The organism is Gaoshiqia sediminis (assembly GCF_025907915.1).
In the GTDB taxonomy this organism is placed as follows: Bacteria; Bacteroidota; Bacteroidia; order Bacteroidales; family Prolixibacteraceae; genus Gaoshiqia; species Gaoshiqia sediminis.
Map to the genome: position 1 here is coordinate 37,613 of NZ_JAPAAF010000030.1, position 17,098 is coordinate 54,710.

Genomic DNA, 17,098 nt, shown 5'->3' on the forward strand with positions numbered 1-17,098 from the left:
ACACCGGGAGGATTGGTAATTCAAAATTATTATTCGAGATTTGCACATACAAAACCAGCTTTTAAGAGCGTTCAACAAACAGAAAATTCTTAGCGCATGAAAAAATTTACACTCCTTACCGGTTTTTTAGTACTCTTTCTCATGACATCGGCCCAAAAAAGTTGGCCCGAATCCATTCGCCTTTCTTTTTCGGCCCATCCCTCGCTGAACTGGATGAGCTCGGGGCTGAATGTCATCTCGCGGGGGAAAGCTACGGCGGGTTTTGACTTCGGCCTGAACGCCGACCTGTTTTTCGATACCAGCGAACGGTACGCCCTCACAACCGGGCTTTTAATTTCGAACACCGGGGGCGAACTCGACTTCTATTCACCCACCAACTTTACTTTTGCAGGTGAATCCATCAAACCGGGCAGCAGCATCCGATACCGCCTGCAATACCTCGAAATACCGATGGCCGTCAAATTAAAAACCAGCCACTTTCAACGATGGACCTACTGGGGACAGTTTGGTATTTCCAGCTTCATCAACATTGGGGCAAAAGGAGATAGCGATGGCGTACTCGACAAAAACGACATCAACAAAGAAGTGAACTTGTTCAACCTGGCCATGAACATTGGCGCGGGGGGCGAATTCGACCTGGGCAGCGGCAATGCAATGGTTATTGGCTTGATTTACAAAAACGGCTTCCTGGACGTGACCACCGACAATGCCTTCGATGAAAAAACGACCGTGAACTCGCTCAATTTGAAGGTAGGGCTGCTATTTTAAAAATAAGCCCTGTTTTTCTTCGATTTCGTTTATTTTTGTTAGCCGAAATCAAATCCAAAAACAACCGTTTTATGAAGATCGCGCTGGCCCAATTAAATTACCATATTGCCAATTTTGAAGACAATGCCGAAAAAATAATTACGGCCATCAACCAGGCGAAGAACGAAGGCGCCGAACTGGTTGTTTTTTCCGAGCTGTCGGTTACCGGCTATTATCCCCACGATTTGCTGGAACGTAAAGAGTTTATCGAAAAGGCCAGCCAAACCGTGGAGAAAATCGCCCAAGCCTGCCAGGGTATTGCCGCGCTGGTGGGCGCCCCCAGCATCAACACGGGAAGCCGGGGCAAAAAACTCTACAACTCGGCTTTGTTTCTGAACAACGGCAAGGTAGAGGCCATCCGCAACAAATCGCTGTTGCCCACTTACGACATTTTTGACGAATACCGGCATTTTGAGCCCAACCAGGAGTTCAACGTCATCGAATTTAACGGCAAAAAGCTGGCTGTCACCATTTGCGAAGACCTGTGGGACGAGCAACCCACCCAAAACGAATTTGGCAAGGACAAGCTGTACCAAACTTCGCCACTGGAAGAACTCAGCAAACAGCAGCCCGATTTGGTCATTAACCTGTCGGCCTCGCCTTTTTCGTACAACCAGGAAAACTGGCGCAAAAATATACTGGTCAAAAACGCGGTGAAATACCGGCTCCCCATTGTCTATGTAAACCAAACCGGTGCGCAGACCGAATTGATTTTCGATGGCGGCTCCTGCTTTGTAAAAGAAGACGGCAGCATCCCGGTTGAGTTGGACTACTTCAAAGAAGACTTTGTGGTGGTGGACACCGAAAGGCCGGTTGAAAAGAAGCAGGAGCAAAAAGATTATATCGCCAAGATCCACCAGGCGCTGGTTTTGGGCATTCGCGACTATTTCCAAAAGATGCGTTTTACGGATGTGGTGCTGGGCCTGTCGGGCGGGATTGACTCAGCCGTGGTTTGCGCGCTGGCCGTCGAGGCGCTGGGCAACGAGCATGTCCGCGGCATTTTGATGCCTTCCCGCTATTCGTCCGACCACAGCGTTGCCGATGCCGTTCAGCTGGCCGAAAACCTGGACATCCGCTACGACATCATCAGCATCCAAAATATGGTGAACGAGTTTGAAAACCAGCTAAGCCCCATCTTTGAAAATCTACCTCCCGGTGTGGCCGAAGAAAACATTCAGGCCCGCGCGCGCGGCATTTTGGTGATGGCTGTTTCGAACAAGTTTGGAAATATTTTGCTGAACACCACCAACAAAAGCGAATGTGCGATTGGCTACGGGACACTCTATGGCGACATGAACGGCGGGCTTTCGGTGCTGGGTGATGTTTACAAGACGGATGTCTTCAAACTGGCCCGGTACATCAACCGGAATGAGGAACTGATACCCGAGAACAGCATCATCAAACCGCCATCAGCCGAACTTCGCCCCGACCAGAAAGACACCGACACCCTGCCCGACTACGAAATCCTGGATGCCATCCTTTTCAAATATATCGAGCTGAACCAGTCGCCGGAAGAAATCATCAAACAAGGTTTTGAACGGGAGACGGTACTAAAAACAGTACGCATGGTCAACCAAAACGAATATAAACGCTTCCAGGCCCCCCCGATTTTACGGGTCAGCTCAAAAGCTTTTGGTTTTGGAAGAAAAATGCCCCTCGTCGCAAGGTATTTCTAAACAAAAAGCTACTTTGGACAACCGGGGCTTGTGCAATCGATTTCCTTTGATTAGTCGGGAGAACAGCTGAAAATAAAGCCGGAAAAAATTTCTTATTTCGTGGATTTAATTAACTTTGATGCTGTAAAACATGTAAACTAAACCCTATGCTGAGTCAAGAACTGGGGATCAAAGAGATTTTTGAAAATCCTAAATCTGTTTTCAGCTTGCTGAACCCCGAAGAAAAGGAAGAACTTCTTTCACACGCCTCGATCACTGTTTTCAGAAAAAACGAATTCATTTATAAGGAAGGAGACAAACCTTCAGCTTTCATTTTCCTGATCGACGGGAAAGTGAAAATTTTCAAAGAAGGCGTTGGCGGACGCGAACAAATCATCCGCATGACCAAACCCATGGGCTATGTCAGCTACCGGGCCCTATTGGCGGAGGAAATCCATAATGCATCAGCCGTTACCCTGGAAGATTCGCTGGTTTGCATGGTAAGCCCTGACCATTTTTTTGGAAGACTGCTCCGCAATCCTGATTTTAGCGCCCGGATCCTGCGCAAACTGGCCCAAGAGCTTGGCTTCTCCAACTCACGGACAGTTACCCTCACCCAAAAACACATTCGCGGACGACTGGCTGAGTCTTTGTTGTTGCTGAAAGAAAAATACGGATTCGAAAACGACGGGGTATCGTTGAAAGCTTACCTTTCGCGCGAAGATATTGCCAACTTGTCGAACATGACCACCTCGAATGCTATCCGCACACTTTCAACCTTTGCCGGTGAAAAAGTGATCGCCATCGATGGCCGGAAAATCAAAATCCTCGACCTGCACAAACTCGAACGAATCAGTAAATTAGGATAGATCACACAAGAAATAATACCATTAATATCCGGTAAAATATATCTCGTCCCTCTGGGACTTAGATACATATTGGCAACATATTTCCCTACCCACATATGGTCCCTATCGGGATAATTGGGCATGCAGGACAAAATAGTGTTCGAGGTAAAAAGTAGCTCTGGTTGAGGTACAGTCCCGTAAGGGACTTAATATGGGTAGAAAAAGAAAGTAAGCCCAAATTCTTGAAGTCCCCTTGGGGATGGAATTAAAACAAGAGCTACAGAAATATCGGAAAGATTTAACCGGACACCAGTGAAATAAAACCTTATTTTTTTTATCTTTTAAACCTTAGTAGTCCAGTAATAAACAAGTGCATATTAACCTTATTTACCTTATCTGGTGAAGATTGAATATAATGACTTGAACACCAGGCATGTCAAGACATTTTAAATCAACCAGAACATCATAAAAAGTTGAGCTTCTCCGAGGAGCATGAACAATTCCTAAAATATTATCAGGATACACTAAAAAATAAGGTGAATAAGGTTGGATGCACATTGCCACATGGGCTACTAAGGTTAGTTACAAAGAATAAGGTTCTTGCTTAATATCACATAATGAATTTCCCCATAAGAATTTCAATTGACCCCGGAAAACCTACACATTTAATGGACATATTTAACGGAATTACTCCTGAATATAAATCCGGTGCACACGTTGTGAAATTCCGGTGAGCACTTCGTAGGGGATGGTACCCATCCAACGGGCCAGTTCTTCCAGCCGGATCTGTCCGCCCATCAGTTCCACCGTGTCGCCCGCATGAACAGCCAAACCTGTTACATCAATCATGGTCATATCCATGCAAATGTTGCCGATGACCGGACAAATGTGCCCGTTCACCCAGACCTTACCGGCACCGTTACTTAAGCGCCGGTCGTAGCCATCGGCATAGCCTACCGGGATGATGGCCACTTTTTTGGGCTGTTCCACTCTCCCTTTCCGGCTGTATCCAACGGTTTCGCCAGGCACAACGTCCTTCACCTGCGACACAACCGTTGTCCAGCGCGCAACGGTTTCAACCTGCAAAGCTGCCGACTGGGCCACACCATACAGACCAATCCCCAGGCGCACCATCTCCAGTTGAAGATCGGCAAAACGTTCGATGCCCGCAGAATTCAGCAAATGGCGGATCACCGGATTGGGCTGAGTCCGGACCACAACATCACTCAGCTCTTTAAACCGCTGATACTGCTGCCGGGTAAAGGCATCGTGCATGGAATCGTCGCTGGCAGCCAGGTGCGAAAACACCGACCGGATGCGCAGGCGGCCCTCTTCCGGAACGCGCCGGGCAATCACCGCCAATTCATCAGCCGATGAAAAACCCAGCCGGTGCATGCCGGTTTCAATTTTCAGGTGAATGGGATAATCCGAAACGGCTAAACGCCGGGCAGCCGCATCGAACTGCTGAAACACTTCGGTGGAATAAATATTGGGCTCCAGACGGTACTCCAGCATCATTTCAAAACTGTGCTCCTCCGGGTTCATCACAATAATCGGGGTTTCTATACCCGCCTGCCGCAGCTCAATACCTTCGTCGGCCACGGCCACGGCCAGGTAATCCACCTGCTGAAATTCGAGCGCGCGCGCAATCTCCACCGTTCCGCTGCCATACGAAAAGGCTTTCACCATTACCATCACCTTCGTTTCCGGCTTCAACAAAGCTTTATACCGGTTCAGGTTTTCAACCAGGGCGTTCAGGTTGATTTCCATCTGCGTTTGATGGTATTTTTTCTGCAAAAAGGCAGCAATGCGTTCAAAGCGGAATTCACGGGCGCCCTTCAGCAAAATCTGTTCGTTTTTGAAATCTGACGGCCGGAAATGTGCCAGAAATTCGTCCGTACTTCGGAAGAAAACAGCATCAGCAGCAAACAATGCCTGATGTTTCCACAGTTCCTCACCGATGCCAATCAGCCGGTTTACCCGGTACAGCTTCACCAGCCGGGCCACCACACGAGCCAGTTCGCCCGATGTAAAACCGGATTGGCGAATGTCGGAAAGAATGAGTGATTGCGGTTGTTTCCCAAAGCTGGCCTGCCGGTTCAAAAACTGCAGGGCAATTTCGAGTGAGTTGATGTCGGAATTATAATAGTCGTTAATCAGGGAACAGTTATTGACGCCCTGCTTCAACTCCAGGCGCATGGCCACGGCTTGCAAGCTTGAGAACCGCCTTTTCACCTGTTCCGTCAAACGGTTGGTGGCCAACACAAAAGCCAGGCAGTGACAGGCATTTTCGATGGAGGCCGCATCGCCAAACGGAATTTCGACCGAGGTCCCTTCACCGTTGACCTTAAAATACAGGGTTGTGGCTGTCGCCTCTTTTTCGGCGCGAATAAGTAAGTCCGCACTGTTATCGGTGAACGACCACGAAAACAAACTTACTTCGTTCCCAAATTTCGAATGAATACGCTGATGCACCAATTCCTGGTCTTTGCAGTAAATAATCAGCTCACACGATTCGAACAGCTGCAACTTTTCATCAGCCTTTTCGGCCTGGCTTTGAAAATTCTCCTGATGCGCGTCGCCAATATTGGTGATCAGCCCCACCGTTGGGAGGATGATCCTGGCCAGCTTCTCCATTTCGCCGGGCTGCGAAATACCGGCTTCAAAAATGGCCAGGTCAAAATTTTCGGTCATGTTCCAAACCGAAAGCGGAACCCCCACCTGCGAGTTAAAGCTTTTAGGACTGCGTATTATTTTCAGCTCATCCTGAAGCAATTCAAACAACCACTCTTTTACGATGGTTTTTCCGTTGCTGCCGGTAATGGCCAGCACCGGGTAATGAAAACCGTGTCGCACGGTTGCAGCCAGCTGTCGCAGCGCCTCCAGGGTGTCGGGAACAAAAACAACGCAGGCATCGGAATAGCGAACCAAGGGAGTATCTTCGGTTGAAACCACAAAATTGCGGACCCCCTTCCGGTACAATTCCTCCAGATAATCATGCCCATCGTGGCGAACCCCTTTGATGGCGAAAAACAAACAGGAAGAAACATCGGCCAGGGTGCGGCTATCGATGGAGATGGTTTTGACGGGCACATGTGCCGCAACGTCTTGTCCGCACAGAAATTTACCGTTAATGATGGCGGCTAACCGGTTCAGCTGAATAATTGGCATTACGAACGTAATTTATTGAAACATACCCGGCACAAGGGTTCATATTCATTTCTCTCGCCCAGCAACACCTGCTTTTCATTGGCCGACAGGCGATGGGAAAATTGGGCCACATTCCCGCACCGGACACAAATGGCGTGTACTTTGGATACATAATCGGCAATGGCCATCAGTTCGGGCATCGGACCAAAAGGCTTTCCCTTAAAATCCATGTCCAGTCCGGCGATGATGACCCGGACGCCCTGGTCGGCCAGCCGGGTACATACGTCCACCAAACCTTTGTCGAAAAACTGGGCCTCATCAATACCAACCACTTCTACCCCGCCCGACAACAACAAAATGGTGGCTGAATTGTCAACAGGGGTACTAGGAATTGAATTCTCGTCGTGCGACACCACCGCCTCGTGCGAATAACGCGTGTCAATCGCCGGCTTGAAAATCTCCACCTTCTGCCGGGCAAACCGGGCGCGGCGCAACCGGCGGATCAACTCCTCGGTTTTCCCCGAGAACATGGAACCGGCAATTACCTCAATACTACCGCCGGATTTCCGGTGACTGACATCCCTTTCCAGAAACATTTCACGTTATTCAATTAAGATTTTAGTACTTTTACAAAAGTAACGAAATTGTTGGGTTAAATTGTTGGGAATAGTATTATGGATAAAAACAAACTACTTCGGATTATCGCTAAAGATCTGGAAGAATTGAACGAAATCACACAGGAACTGACGGATAAAAACCAGCTTACCGGCATTGAAATTGAATTTGCCCTGAGCAAATCGCGGCTTATTTTACAGGCCTATGAATTTCTGAAGGAGATGAACAGCCAGCCCCGCGAGCAGGTACTTCCGGCCGAACGCCCGATACCGGCGCCTGCCCCGGAACCAATCAACGGACAGGATAAAAGAGATGACCGGCCAGCAGAACCGGCACCACCAATCCTGGCGGATAGGCGTGCTGCTAAGCTCTCCGAACCGGAAACCATTCAGGAAACTATTCAGCCGAAAGAGGCCGTTGCCCCGCCAGCCCGTGATATCCCGGGGCCGGCACCGCACGAAACAGAAAAAGCTGCTGCAACGCCAGCAACACCTGCCGTTAAAATTAACGAGGAAGAACGGCAACCCGATGCGGAGGAGGAGGAAGATGTGATCGAAAACCACAGAAAGATTGTGGGTGAGTTTTTCAACCAGGGAAAGTCGCTCAACGAACTGCTCTCGGGGGCCCACAAACTGGACCAACAACTGGCCAGCACCCCGATTGCGCGACTCGAATCAGCCATCGGCCTGAACGACCGGTTCCAGTTTATCCGCGAACTTTTCAATAACGATCCCAATTTGTTTCATGCCACCGTCACGCAAATCGACCGGATGAACGACATGACCGAAGCGGTCAGCTACCTGAGCAACAATTTCAGGTGGAAAAAGAATGAGATGAGCATCAAATTCGCCCAATTGGTCAAACGCAGATTTTCGAATTAATCATGGCAAAGCTATACCTGGTACCGACGCCGATCGGTAATTTGGACGACATGACCTTCCGCGCCGTAAAGATTCTGAAAGAAGTGGACCTGATTTTGGCCGAAGACACCCGCACCTCGTCCAAATTACTGAACCACTTTGGGATACAAAACAAACTGAGTTCGCACCATAAATTTAACGAGCACCAAACGGCCGGGAACATTGCCCGGCGCATCGAATCCGGCGAAAACATTGCGCTCATTTCCGACGCCGGCACACCGGGTATCAGCGACCCGGGCTTTCTGCTGGTGAAAAACTGCCTCGAAAACGGAATCGACGTGGAATGCCTCCCCGGGGCAACAGCCCTGATCCCGGCGCTGGTGAACTCAGGACTGCCGTCAGACCGGTTCTGTTTCGAAGGATTTCTGCCGGTAAAAAAAGGACGTCAAAAAAAGCTGCAAGCACTGGCCGGTGAAGAACGTACGCTGATTTTCTACGAATCGCCCTACCGGCTGATTAAAACGCTGGAGCAACTGCTGGAATATTTCGGCGATCGCCAGATTTCTGTCTCCCGCGAGCTGTCCAAGTTGCACGAAGAAAATGCCAGAGGCACGATCTCAGAAGTTCTGGAACACTTTAAGGCAAAAACCATTAAGGGCGAAATTGTGATCGTGGTGGAAGGGAAGCCGCCCCCTAAAGCCTCTCAAGGAGGGGGAAAAGAGTTCAGCTAAAAAAAACATTGGTGCCCGGTAAACAGGATATAAAGTCCCTACGGGACTCTGTTGTAATTACTAACATGTTTCTTCCAATATGTTGTCCGGTAGTTGCCGGACAGTCCCTTTAGGGACGTTATATGGGTAGAAAAAAAGTAATCCCTTATTCCCCAAGTCCGGCAACTGCCGGACGCAATAAAAACGCGGGCTACAGCATTTTTAGAATAAATTAACCGGACACCAATGAAAAGAATAAGAAATGGCTAACACGTACACGCAAATTCATATTCAAGCAGTATTTTCAGTTCAAGATCGTTCTTGTCTGATTAAAAAATCCTGGAAGGATGAATTGTATCAGTACATAACCGGAATCATTCAAAATTATGGGCATAAAATCCTGGCGATAAATGGTATGCCTGATCATATCCATGTATTCTTTGGCATGAGACCTACCCAATCATTATCTGATTTGATGCAGCATGTTAAGGGAAGCTCCTCAAAGTGGATCAATGAAAAGAGATTTATGCAAGTTCAGTTTTCTTGGCAGGAGGGATATGGTGCTTTTTCCTACAGTAAATCTCATGTTGACCCTGTTATTGAATACATAAAAAGACAAGAAATCCATCATCATAAGAAAACATTCATTGAAGAATATCTTGAATTTTTAGAACGTTTTCAAGTACCGCATGACGAGCGATACATCTTTAAACCAGTAGAATACGACATGAATGACGTTTAAGAAGCGCCGTTAGGCGCCAAATATGGGTAGAAAAAGCAATGTCCAGCTTTTCTTCCGTCCCGTCCGGGACGGAACAGGATTGATACAAATGTATATCCTACCCATATCAAGTTCCTAACGGAACTATTCACGAGTTAGCCATCCGTTTGGTTTCATGGCGAATCTCATGAAAAAGTGTTTGCAGCCAAGATTTATAAATTAAGAAATACTCAAAAAAATAAACCCAAATGTCAAAACCCAAGCATTTAAGTGACGGCAATGTTCCCCCTTTTCGGGAGGGGGATCGGGGGAAGCTCCCCTCCTTTGGAGGGGCGGGGGGAGGCCGGAAATACGAACACCTGTTTTTTGATCTCGACAATACCCTGTGGGATTTTGACACCAATGCCCGGCTGGCGATGCAGGAAACCGTATCCCAGCTAAAAATAGAGAGTCAGCTGCCCGATTTCGACAGCTTTTACCACTTTTACGAACAAGTGAACACCAGCCTGTGGGAAGCCTACCGAAAACAGGAAATCCGCAAACCCGAACTCATTAAAAAGCGCTTTGAAGACTCCCTGGCCCACTTCCAAATCGAAGGCATTGACCCGGTGGAGATGAACGACCTGTACCTGAAAATTATGCCCCGCCAAAAACAACTGGTAACAGGCGCACTCGAAACGCTCAGCTATTTAAAATCGAAACGGTACCATTTGCACATCATCACCAACGGATTTAAAGAGGTGCAACACGCAAAAATCAATACCTGCGGATTGGCCCCCTACTTTGAAGGGGTATTCATTTCGGAAGAGATCCAGGCCCCCAAACCCGACAAACGTATTTTCAAACATGCCCTGATGAACTGCAATGCCAAAAAGAGCAAAAGCATCATGATTGGCGATTCATTCGAAACCGACATTTTAGGGGCAAATCAATTCGGCATGGATAGCATCCATCTCCAAAAAAACACAAATTCAACTGACACTCCCCCTGTTTTTACGAACTTAAGCCAAAATACAGACAACATTCCACCCACCACCCCCTCTTTCAAAACTGGTATTATCGAAAATTTAACACAACTTCTGGATATTTTCTAGATCCTAAAATCAGTTCCCGTCACTTTCACAATTAGCTGTGTCAAAGAAAAATATCTAGCTTATTACATACATACTAAAAACAAAGCACTTCCACAAACATGACAAATGTCATAAACATATCATACAATTTTTTATTCGACCTCTTTCGGGATAAGTTTTAATTTTTACTTTTGTAATTGTTAAGGTTTTTTAACATTATTGCGCTGGAATTAATAAATTGAAATTGACGATTCCAAGACGACAACGAAAAAACAATAGCTGAATGTTTGGGGGAACAGAAGGTATTGAAAACGATCAACTATTGAGGGGAAATTCATTCAACTGTCCTTATTTATATTGAAAATGATGCTGTTTAATTATTTAAAATTATTTCTATGAAAAAAATCGCATTACTACTTGCAATTTTTGCAATTGGTTTGCAGGCTGTCTTAGCCCAAACCAAGGAAATTACAGGTACGGTAACCTCTGCCGACGACGGCATGTCCATACCTGGTGTTTCTGTTTCAGTCAAGGGTACCACATTGGGTACCATCACCGACCTTGACGGTAAGTACTTCCTTAAAGTACCACAAGATGCCAAAACATTGGTATTTTCATTTGTGGGCATGCAAACCCAAGAAGCCGCCATTTCCGGAACTACCATCAATGTGGTTATGGAATCTGATGTTGTAGGCATCAATGAGGTTGTCGTGACGGCCATGGGTATCAGACGAGATGCGAAAGCCCTTGGGTATGCCGTACAGGATGTTGATTCGGAAGAATTGATGAAAACTGGTTCACCGGATCTTGCCAAGGCGCTTCAGGGAAAAGTTGCCGGTATCGATATTAAAGTGTCGAGTGGTATGCCTGGTGCTTCATCACAAATCATTATCCGAGGTTCTCGTTCATTCACAGGGAATAATACTCCGCTATACGTAATTGATGGCATGCCTATAGCCAGTACTGCTTCCTATAACACCGGTGATGGTGTTACCGGAGCTGACATCTCAAACAGGGCACTGGATATTAACCCAAATGATATTGAGAGCATTAATGTATTGAAAGGACAAGCTGCTGCTGCGCTGTATGGGCTCCGGGCATCAAACGGGGTAGTTATTATTACAACAAAAAGTGGTAAAGGTGGAGCTAAGGGTGTTCCCGTTGTCACAATCAATCAAACTACAAGCTTTGAAAAAGTATCCCGCACACCAGACTACCAAACGACTTGGTCACAAGGATACTCAGGTGCATACAGCTCAGGTACGTCCATGTCTTGGGGTGCAAAAATTACAGAATTGCCTAATGACCCAACATATGGCGGAAATGGGAATGGACACGAAGGCATGTACAAAGTACCCCAACTTGAAAAAGCTGGACTGGATCCATGGGTAAAGCCACAAGTTTATAATAACTGGGATGACTATTACCAGACAGGTGTTACGTCAACTTCATCGGCTAATGTTAGCCAAGCCGATGACAACGGTAATTTCTCCTTGGGGTTGGGATATACAGATCAAACAGGTATTGCTTTAAATACCGGCATGGAACGCTGGAATGCCAAAGCCACAGCAGAACGAAAACTCAACAATAACTTTTCTGTTGGGTTCAATGCAAACTATGCCAAAACAGTTATTGACAAACTAACTGGTGCCAATGACGGATCTTTGGCTGGTGTTCTGTCCGCTCCAAGCAGTTATAATTTGAAAGGAATCCCATACCACGTTCCTGGAGATCCTTACACACAGATCTACTATCGTTCACTCACTTTTGACAATCCTTACTGGATCGAAAAAAACAATACTTTCAATGAAGAAACCAATCGTTTCTTCGGGAATGGCTATGTTGAGTATAACGCTACATTCACAGAAGATATGAACCTGACGGTTAAATATCAATTAGGTGTGGATAGCTATACGACACACTTCCAGGACATATTCGGTTATGGCAGCAAAGGTAAAACAGGTGAGATCAATAACTATGGAGTTACCGATATGACCTACAACTCATTGCTGACTGCAAATTATGACTGGAAAATCAACAACGATTTCCAGCTAAATGTTATTTTGGGTAATGAATTAGATCATAACCGTCAAAAGACATATGACCAATACGGACAAGAATTCAACTTTGGGGGATGGAACCATATCAATAATGCCAATACAGTAACATCTTCTGAAGAACAATACCAAAATCGCACAGTTGGATTTTTCTCCAGCCTCTCATTATCCTGGAAAGACATGTTATTCTTCAATGCAACGGGAAGAAATGACATCGCTTCTTCGATGCCAAGAGATAACCGATCGTTCTTTTATCCATCTGTTTCACTTGGCTTTATTGCATCAGAATTGAATTTCTTAAAAGAGTTAGACTGGTTAAATTTTGCAAAAGTAAGAGGTTCGTATGCTGAAGTAGGCCAAGCTGGTACTTACTATGAAAACTTTTTCTCTAAACCCAACTATGGAGGTGGTTTCTGGACTGGAGAACCTGTTGCCTATCCGGTAGATGGGGTAAACACTTACATTCCCAACAATATATTGTACGACCCGGCACTGAAACCCCAAAATACAAAATCATACGAGGTAGGGGTAAACCTAAAAATGTTCAAAAACCGCTTTGGTATTGACTATACATACTCTCGTCAGAATGTTGAAGATCAAATCTTCCAGGTTCCATTGGCCGGATCAACCGGTGCTGCCAGCTTAATGATGAATGGTGGTAAAGTTCATACCAACAGCCACGAGGTTATGCTTTACCTCACTCCAATCTCGACCAAAGATTTCACTTGGGATTTATCTGTTAACTATTCAAAGATTGACAACGTAGTGGATGAACTTGCTCCGGGTGTTGAAAGTATTTTTCTGGGAGGTTTTGTAACGCCTCAGGTGCGTGCCGGAATTGGCGATACTTACCCGGTAATATACGGTACTCAATACAAGAAAAACGAAAAAGGACAAATTCTGGTCAATGAAAATCCTGGAGATGCTGACTACGGTATGCCAATGGCCGGTGACCCTGGAGTCCTCGGCTCTGTGTCTCCTGATTTTATCCTTGGAGGATCTTCTACGTTTACTTACAAAAACATCTCATTGAGCGCTGTATTCGAATGGAAAAACGGCGGGCACATGTACTCAGGTTCAAACGGCCTTCTAGACCTTTACGGTATGTCTGAAAGAACAGAAGACAGAGAATCAACCTTCATCTATCAAGGTTATAAAGCCGACGGTACCCCTAATGACATCGTACGTGGAGGCGAAACAGATCCGCAAGCTGTTCAAACGCTGTATTCTGATGTTCTTTCCAACATAGATGAATACTACATTTTTGGAAATTCATTCATCAAATTGAGAGAACTCTCCCTAAAATATTTCTTACCGAAGAATACTATCCCGAAAGTGGATGTATCTGTATCAGCTTTTGCCAGAAATATTCTACTATGGACAGAACTTCCAAACTTTGATCCTGAAAGTTCTCAAGGTAACAACAACATCGCCGGAGGCTTCGAGCGCTTTACATTACCCCAGGCAACCAGTTTTGGTTTTGGAGTAGAAGTGAAATTCTAATTTTAAAATTGTATAGATTATGAAAAAATATATCAATAAACTAATAATTGCATGTTGTGCTGTTGTTGTTTATTCTTGTTCTGAAGATACCATGGATGATATCAACAAGAATGTCAATGACCCAACAGATGTTTCTTCCAGTTTGATTATCACGGAAGCTATGACAAGTTCAGCATTCAGTGTAACCGGTAGTGATCTTGCCTTCTACTCATCAGTTTACGTTGAGCATAATGTGGGGGTATATAACCAGATGTATAATGCTGAAATCCGTTCGAATGAGCCACAAAGCAGCACTACCTACAATAATTCATGGAATTCAATTTACCAGAATTTGTTAAACCTGAAAACGATCATCGAGAAATGTTCTGAAGGTGGTTCCGAAGAAGGTAACTTTCACACTCTTGGTATTGCTCAGACTTTAACAGCTTACAACTTAGCCATCTTAACCGATGTAATGGGTGATGTCCCCTGGACAGAAGCCCTGCAACCGGGTGTTATCTTTACACCAAAACTGGACAAACAAGAAGATATCTATAATGAAATCTTCACCTTGTTGGATAACGCAACAACAAATTTGGCCAAAGAAACCACTTTCCCATTGCTTGGGAAACAGGACTTCATCTATGGAGGAAATGCGGCAAGTATTGCTAAATGGATCAAGTTCGCCAATGGCTTGAAAGCCAGGTACACCATGAGATTATCTCATAAGTCTGCAGATTATGACGCTGTAATTTCTTACGCCAATCTGTCGTTCACAAACGCTTCGGAGCAGTGTGAGTTTAATTATAATGGAACCACAACAAAAAGTCCGTTTCAGCAATTCTTTTTGGATCGAGACTATTTCGGTGCCAGTAAAAGTTTCCATGACAAGTTAGTTGAGCGAAATGATCCTCGTGATGCCATATTATTCAAACCTTACGATGAAGATGGGGAGCTTTTATTTGCACCAAACGGTAGCCCAAACCAAGCCCAAGGTGTTTATGCAATATCAGCTATCAGTTCTTTAACTGCTCCAACATATCTATTAAGCTATCATGAAGTCGAATTTCTGAAGGCTGAAGCCTTTGCTCGCAAGAATGAACTGGATGATGCCAAAGATGCCCTCAAAAATGCCATTATTGCGGCATGCGGTAAAGATAATATCGGTATTTCTGCTGAAGATGCAGAAGCATATTATCAGGATGAAGTTTTGCCACTTTTAACAGACCAGGCAGCTACTCTCAAAGAAATCATGGTTCAAAAATATATTGCTTTCTTTGAAGAAGAAGCAGTGGAAGCTTACAATGACATCCGCCGTTTAAAAGCAATGGGAAATGATTTCATTAAAATAGATAATCCATTGAAATTCCCTTTACGGTTTACTTATGGATCTGAAGATGTCACAACTAATGAAAATGTCCGGAATGCATACGGAGATGGTACTTATGTATATACTGAAAACGTATGGTGGGCCGGAGGTACTCGCTAGTTTATTTTTACAATACAAAAAAAACAACTATGAAACAGATTAATATAATAGCTTTCTTCTTCGCATTTGTTCTACTATTTGGAGCATGCGAGGATACCAACGAAAACTTAGTTGGATCGAGGGGACTCGCAGTTGTACCTGTTATTTCAGAACTAACACCCGAATCTCCTGTCTTCTCCGATCTGGAAGAAAGTAGCTTTGTAACTTTCACTGTTGACTTAATGGAAGGGGATGTTGTTGACGATGCAGAAATTCAAGTCGTATATGAAGGGAAAACCGGAATCTTGGATAAAATACAATCGTTCCCGGCAAGTTTTAACATAACTGCCCCGGACATGTTAACCGCATTGGGTATTTCTGAAAGTGAAGTAAGTCTTGGAACTTCTTTTTATATCTATGTAATTACCACATCCCAAGGACTTTCAACACGTTCTCTAGCCAGTATCCAGATCAAGCTTCCTTGTGAATATGACCCAAGCCTAGCTTATGGTTCATATGCTGTTACTAGTGACTGGTATGCAGATGGTGGAGGTAAGATTTCTATTGCTATCGATGAAACAGACCCATACATTGTTTATGTTTCGGGACTTGAAGTTACCGGTGGAGAAGGATTGGTTGAAGATCAAGGACCTCTGAAAATGGTTATTGATCCAGCCACTTTTAATGTGACTGTTGCAAATCAAATCCTTTCATCTGATGCATGGGGCTATGGGCCAATACACTACGAGGGTTCAGGAACATTTAACTCCTGTGAAGGAAACTATAATATGATTTTTACCATTTCACTTCCTGGTATAGATTATAGTACTACCTATCCATTTTCCATGACAAGGGAATAAAAAGTTAAAATATCACAACTAGAAAGCGACTGCCCCGCAAAGGCAGTCGCTTATTTTTTTATCTTTCGGGCAGACAAGTCATTCCTTTTTCTTAGGGCACACAGCACTTGCAGCTTCACCGGGAATTCAGCATTCCATTTCCGGATTTTCCACAATCGAAACGACAAACGTGGAAAAGTTTGGGACACTTTACCGATTGCAGGCAAATTCTATTAAACGTGTTGATTATAGTTTTCGCAGGATAGAAATGCCAGCACCCGCTAACAGCGGGAGCTACCGGCGGCCATAGAGATAATCGATGACATTTTGAATTTCACTTGTATACGGAAGCTATACGGAGCCTATACGGAGCCTATACGGGAGCTATACGGGAGCTATACGGCGGCTATACGGAACCTATACGGAAAGTTTACGGAACCTATACGGAAGGTTTACGAAACGGCCATTTAAGTACGAGACGCAGGCAGCGCATGGAAAGATGAAACCAGGAAGGATTCAATATTGATCACGAAGTGATCCAACCATTCATCACCCCCAATCAAATTGGGGGAATACGACAACCAACCACTCTCCTCAACCCCGAAGCGGGTTGAACTATTGATTTTTTTAATCGATTTTATCGCAAAAGTTTCATAACTTCTCAAAAAAAAGAATATCATGTCTAGTTACCGCCAAATTTTATATCACCTCACCTTTCCACACAAAAAATAGTGAGAAAGTTCTATACAATTCAGGAAATGATCCACTTTACAGATATATCTGGGGAGTTCTGAAAAGTAAAAACTGCAAGTT

At 45.0% G+C, this 17,098-nt stretch carries 12 protein-coding genes; 10 read left to right on the forward strand and 2 right to left on the reverse strand.

Translation table 11 applies throughout. From position 1 onward, the window contains the following. Positions 1-96: 96 nt before the first annotated feature. From N2K84_RS15730 to N2K84_RS15740, 3 genes are all read left to right on the forward strand, one after another. Positions 97-768 (forward strand): outer membrane beta-barrel protein, encoded by a 672-nt coding sequence (locus N2K84_RS15730; protein ID WP_282592783.1) that lies wholly within the window; start codon positions 97-99, stop codon positions 766-768. A 71-nt stretch (positions 769-839) separates the two neighbouring features. Then, positions 840-2,483 (forward strand): NAD+ synthase, encoded by a 1,644-nt coding sequence (locus N2K84_RS15735; protein WP_282592784.1) that lies wholly within the window; start codon positions 840-842, stop codon positions 2,481-2,483. 146 nt (positions 2,484-2,629) lie between these two features. After that, entirely contained in the window at positions 2,630-3,331 is a 702-nt protein-coding gene (locus tag N2K84_RS15740; protein WP_282592785.1) for a Crp/Fnr family transcriptional regulator, read from the forward strand. A gap of 666 nt (positions 3,332-3,997) precedes the next feature. Here N2K84_RS15740 and N2K84_RS15745 read toward each other — a convergent pair. Both N2K84_RS15745 and N2K84_RS15750 read right to left on the reverse strand, forming a co-directional pair. Further along, on the reverse strand, positions 3,998-6,481 hold the full coding sequence (locus tag N2K84_RS15745; RefSeq protein ID WP_282592786.1) for a bifunctional UDP-N-acetylmuramoyl-tripeptide:D-alanyl-D-alanine ligase/alanine racemase: 2,484 nt from the start codon (positions 6,479-6,481) through the stop codon (positions 3,998-4,000). Then, a complete protein-coding gene (locus N2K84_RS15750) occupies positions 6,481-7,056 on the reverse strand; it encodes a thymidine kinase (protein WP_282592787.1) in 576 nt (191 codons plus the stop codon). The genes N2K84_RS15745 and N2K84_RS15750 overlap by 1 nt, the downstream gene beginning before the upstream one ends. 78 nt (positions 7,057-7,134) lie before the next feature. On the opposite strand from N2K84_RS15750, the gene N2K84_RS15755 reads away from it, so the two are divergent. The 7 genes from N2K84_RS15755 (at position 7,135) to N2K84_RS15785 (ending at position 16,306) form a co-directional block, all read left to right on the forward strand. After that, on the forward strand, positions 7,135-7,956 hold the full coding sequence (locus N2K84_RS15755) for a hypothetical protein (RefSeq protein WP_282592788.1): 822 nt from the start codon (positions 7,135-7,137) through the stop codon (positions 7,954-7,956). A gap of 2 nt (positions 7,957-7,958) precedes the next feature. Beyond that, a complete protein-coding gene (gene rsmI / locus N2K84_RS15760) occupies positions 7,959-8,666 on the forward strand; it encodes a 16S rRNA (cytidine(1402)-2'-O)-methyltransferase (RefSeq protein ID WP_282592789.1) in 708 nt (235 codons plus the stop codon). Positions 8,667-8,907: 241 nt separating this feature from the next. Beyond that, on the forward strand, positions 8,908-9,387 hold the full coding sequence (gene tnpA / locus N2K84_RS15765; RefSeq protein ID WP_282592790.1) for an IS200/IS605 family transposase: 480 nt from the start codon (positions 8,908-8,910) through the stop codon (positions 9,385-9,387). A 227-nt stretch (positions 9,388-9,614) separates the two neighbouring features. Next, positions 9,615-10,460 (forward strand): YjjG family noncanonical pyrimidine nucleotidase, encoded by an 846-nt coding sequence (locus N2K84_RS15770; protein ID WP_282592791.1) that lies wholly within the window; start codon positions 9,615-9,617, stop codon positions 10,458-10,460. Between the two features lie 374 nt (positions 10,461-10,834). Further along, on the forward strand, positions 10,835-13,999 hold the full coding sequence (locus tag N2K84_RS15775; RefSeq protein WP_282592792.1) for a SusC/RagA family TonB-linked outer membrane protein: 3,165 nt from the start codon (positions 10,835-10,837) through the stop codon (positions 13,997-13,999). Between the two features lie 19 nt (positions 14,000-14,018). Beyond that, a complete protein-coding gene (locus N2K84_RS15780; protein WP_282592793.1) occupies positions 14,019-15,467 on the forward strand; it encodes a SusD/RagB family nutrient-binding outer membrane lipoprotein in 1,449 nt (482 codons plus the stop codon). Positions 15,468-15,496: 29 nt separating this feature from the next. After that, positions 15,497-16,306 carry a hypothetical protein gene (locus tag N2K84_RS15785; protein ID WP_282592794.1) on the forward strand — a complete coding sequence of 270 codons (810 nt, stop codon included), beginning with the start codon at positions 15,497-15,499 and terminating at the stop codon, positions 16,304-16,306. Positions 16,307-17,098: the final 792 nt, after the last annotated feature.

Coding starts and splice junctions, on each gene's coding strand:
- N2K84_RS15730 (WP_282592783.1), top strand. CDS start 97: ATGAAAAAATTTACACTCCTTACCGGTTTTTTAGTACTCTTTCTCATG.
- N2K84_RS15735 (WP_282592784.1), top strand. CDS start 840: ATGAAGATCGCGCTGGCCCAATTAAATTACCATATTGCCAATTTTGAA.
- N2K84_RS15740 (WP_282592785.1), top strand. CDS start 2,630: ATGCTGAGTCAAGAACTGGGGATCAAAGAGATTTTTGAAAATCCTAAA.
- N2K84_RS15745 (WP_282592786.1), bottom strand. CDS start 6,481: ATGCCAATTATTCAGCTGAACCGGTTAGCCGCCATCATTAACGGTAAA.
- N2K84_RS15750 (WP_282592787.1), bottom strand. CDS start 7,056: ATGTTTCTGGAAAGGGATGTCAGTCACCGGAAATCCGGCGGTAGTATT.
- N2K84_RS15755 (WP_282592788.1), top strand. CDS start 7,135: ATGGATAAAAACAAACTACTTCGGATTATCGCTAAAGATCTGGAAGAA.
- rsmI (WP_282592789.1), top strand. CDS start 7,959: ATGGCAAAGCTATACCTGGTACCGACGCCGATCGGTAATTTGGACGAC.
- tnpA (WP_282592790.1), top strand. CDS start 8,908: ATGGCTAACACGTACACGCAAATTCATATTCAAGCAGTATTTTCAGTT.
- N2K84_RS15770 (WP_282592791.1), top strand. CDS start 9,615: ATGTCAAAACCCAAGCATTTAAGTGACGGCAATGTTCCCCCTTTTCGG.
- N2K84_RS15775 (WP_282592792.1), top strand. CDS start 10,835: ATGAAAAAAATCGCATTACTACTTGCAATTTTTGCAATTGGTTTGCAG.
- N2K84_RS15780 (WP_282592793.1), top strand. CDS start 14,019: ATGAAAAAATATATCAATAAACTAATAATTGCATGTTGTGCTGTTGTT.
- N2K84_RS15785 (WP_282592794.1), top strand. CDS start 15,497: ATGAAACAGATTAATATAATAGCTTTCTTCTTCGCATTTGTTCTACTA.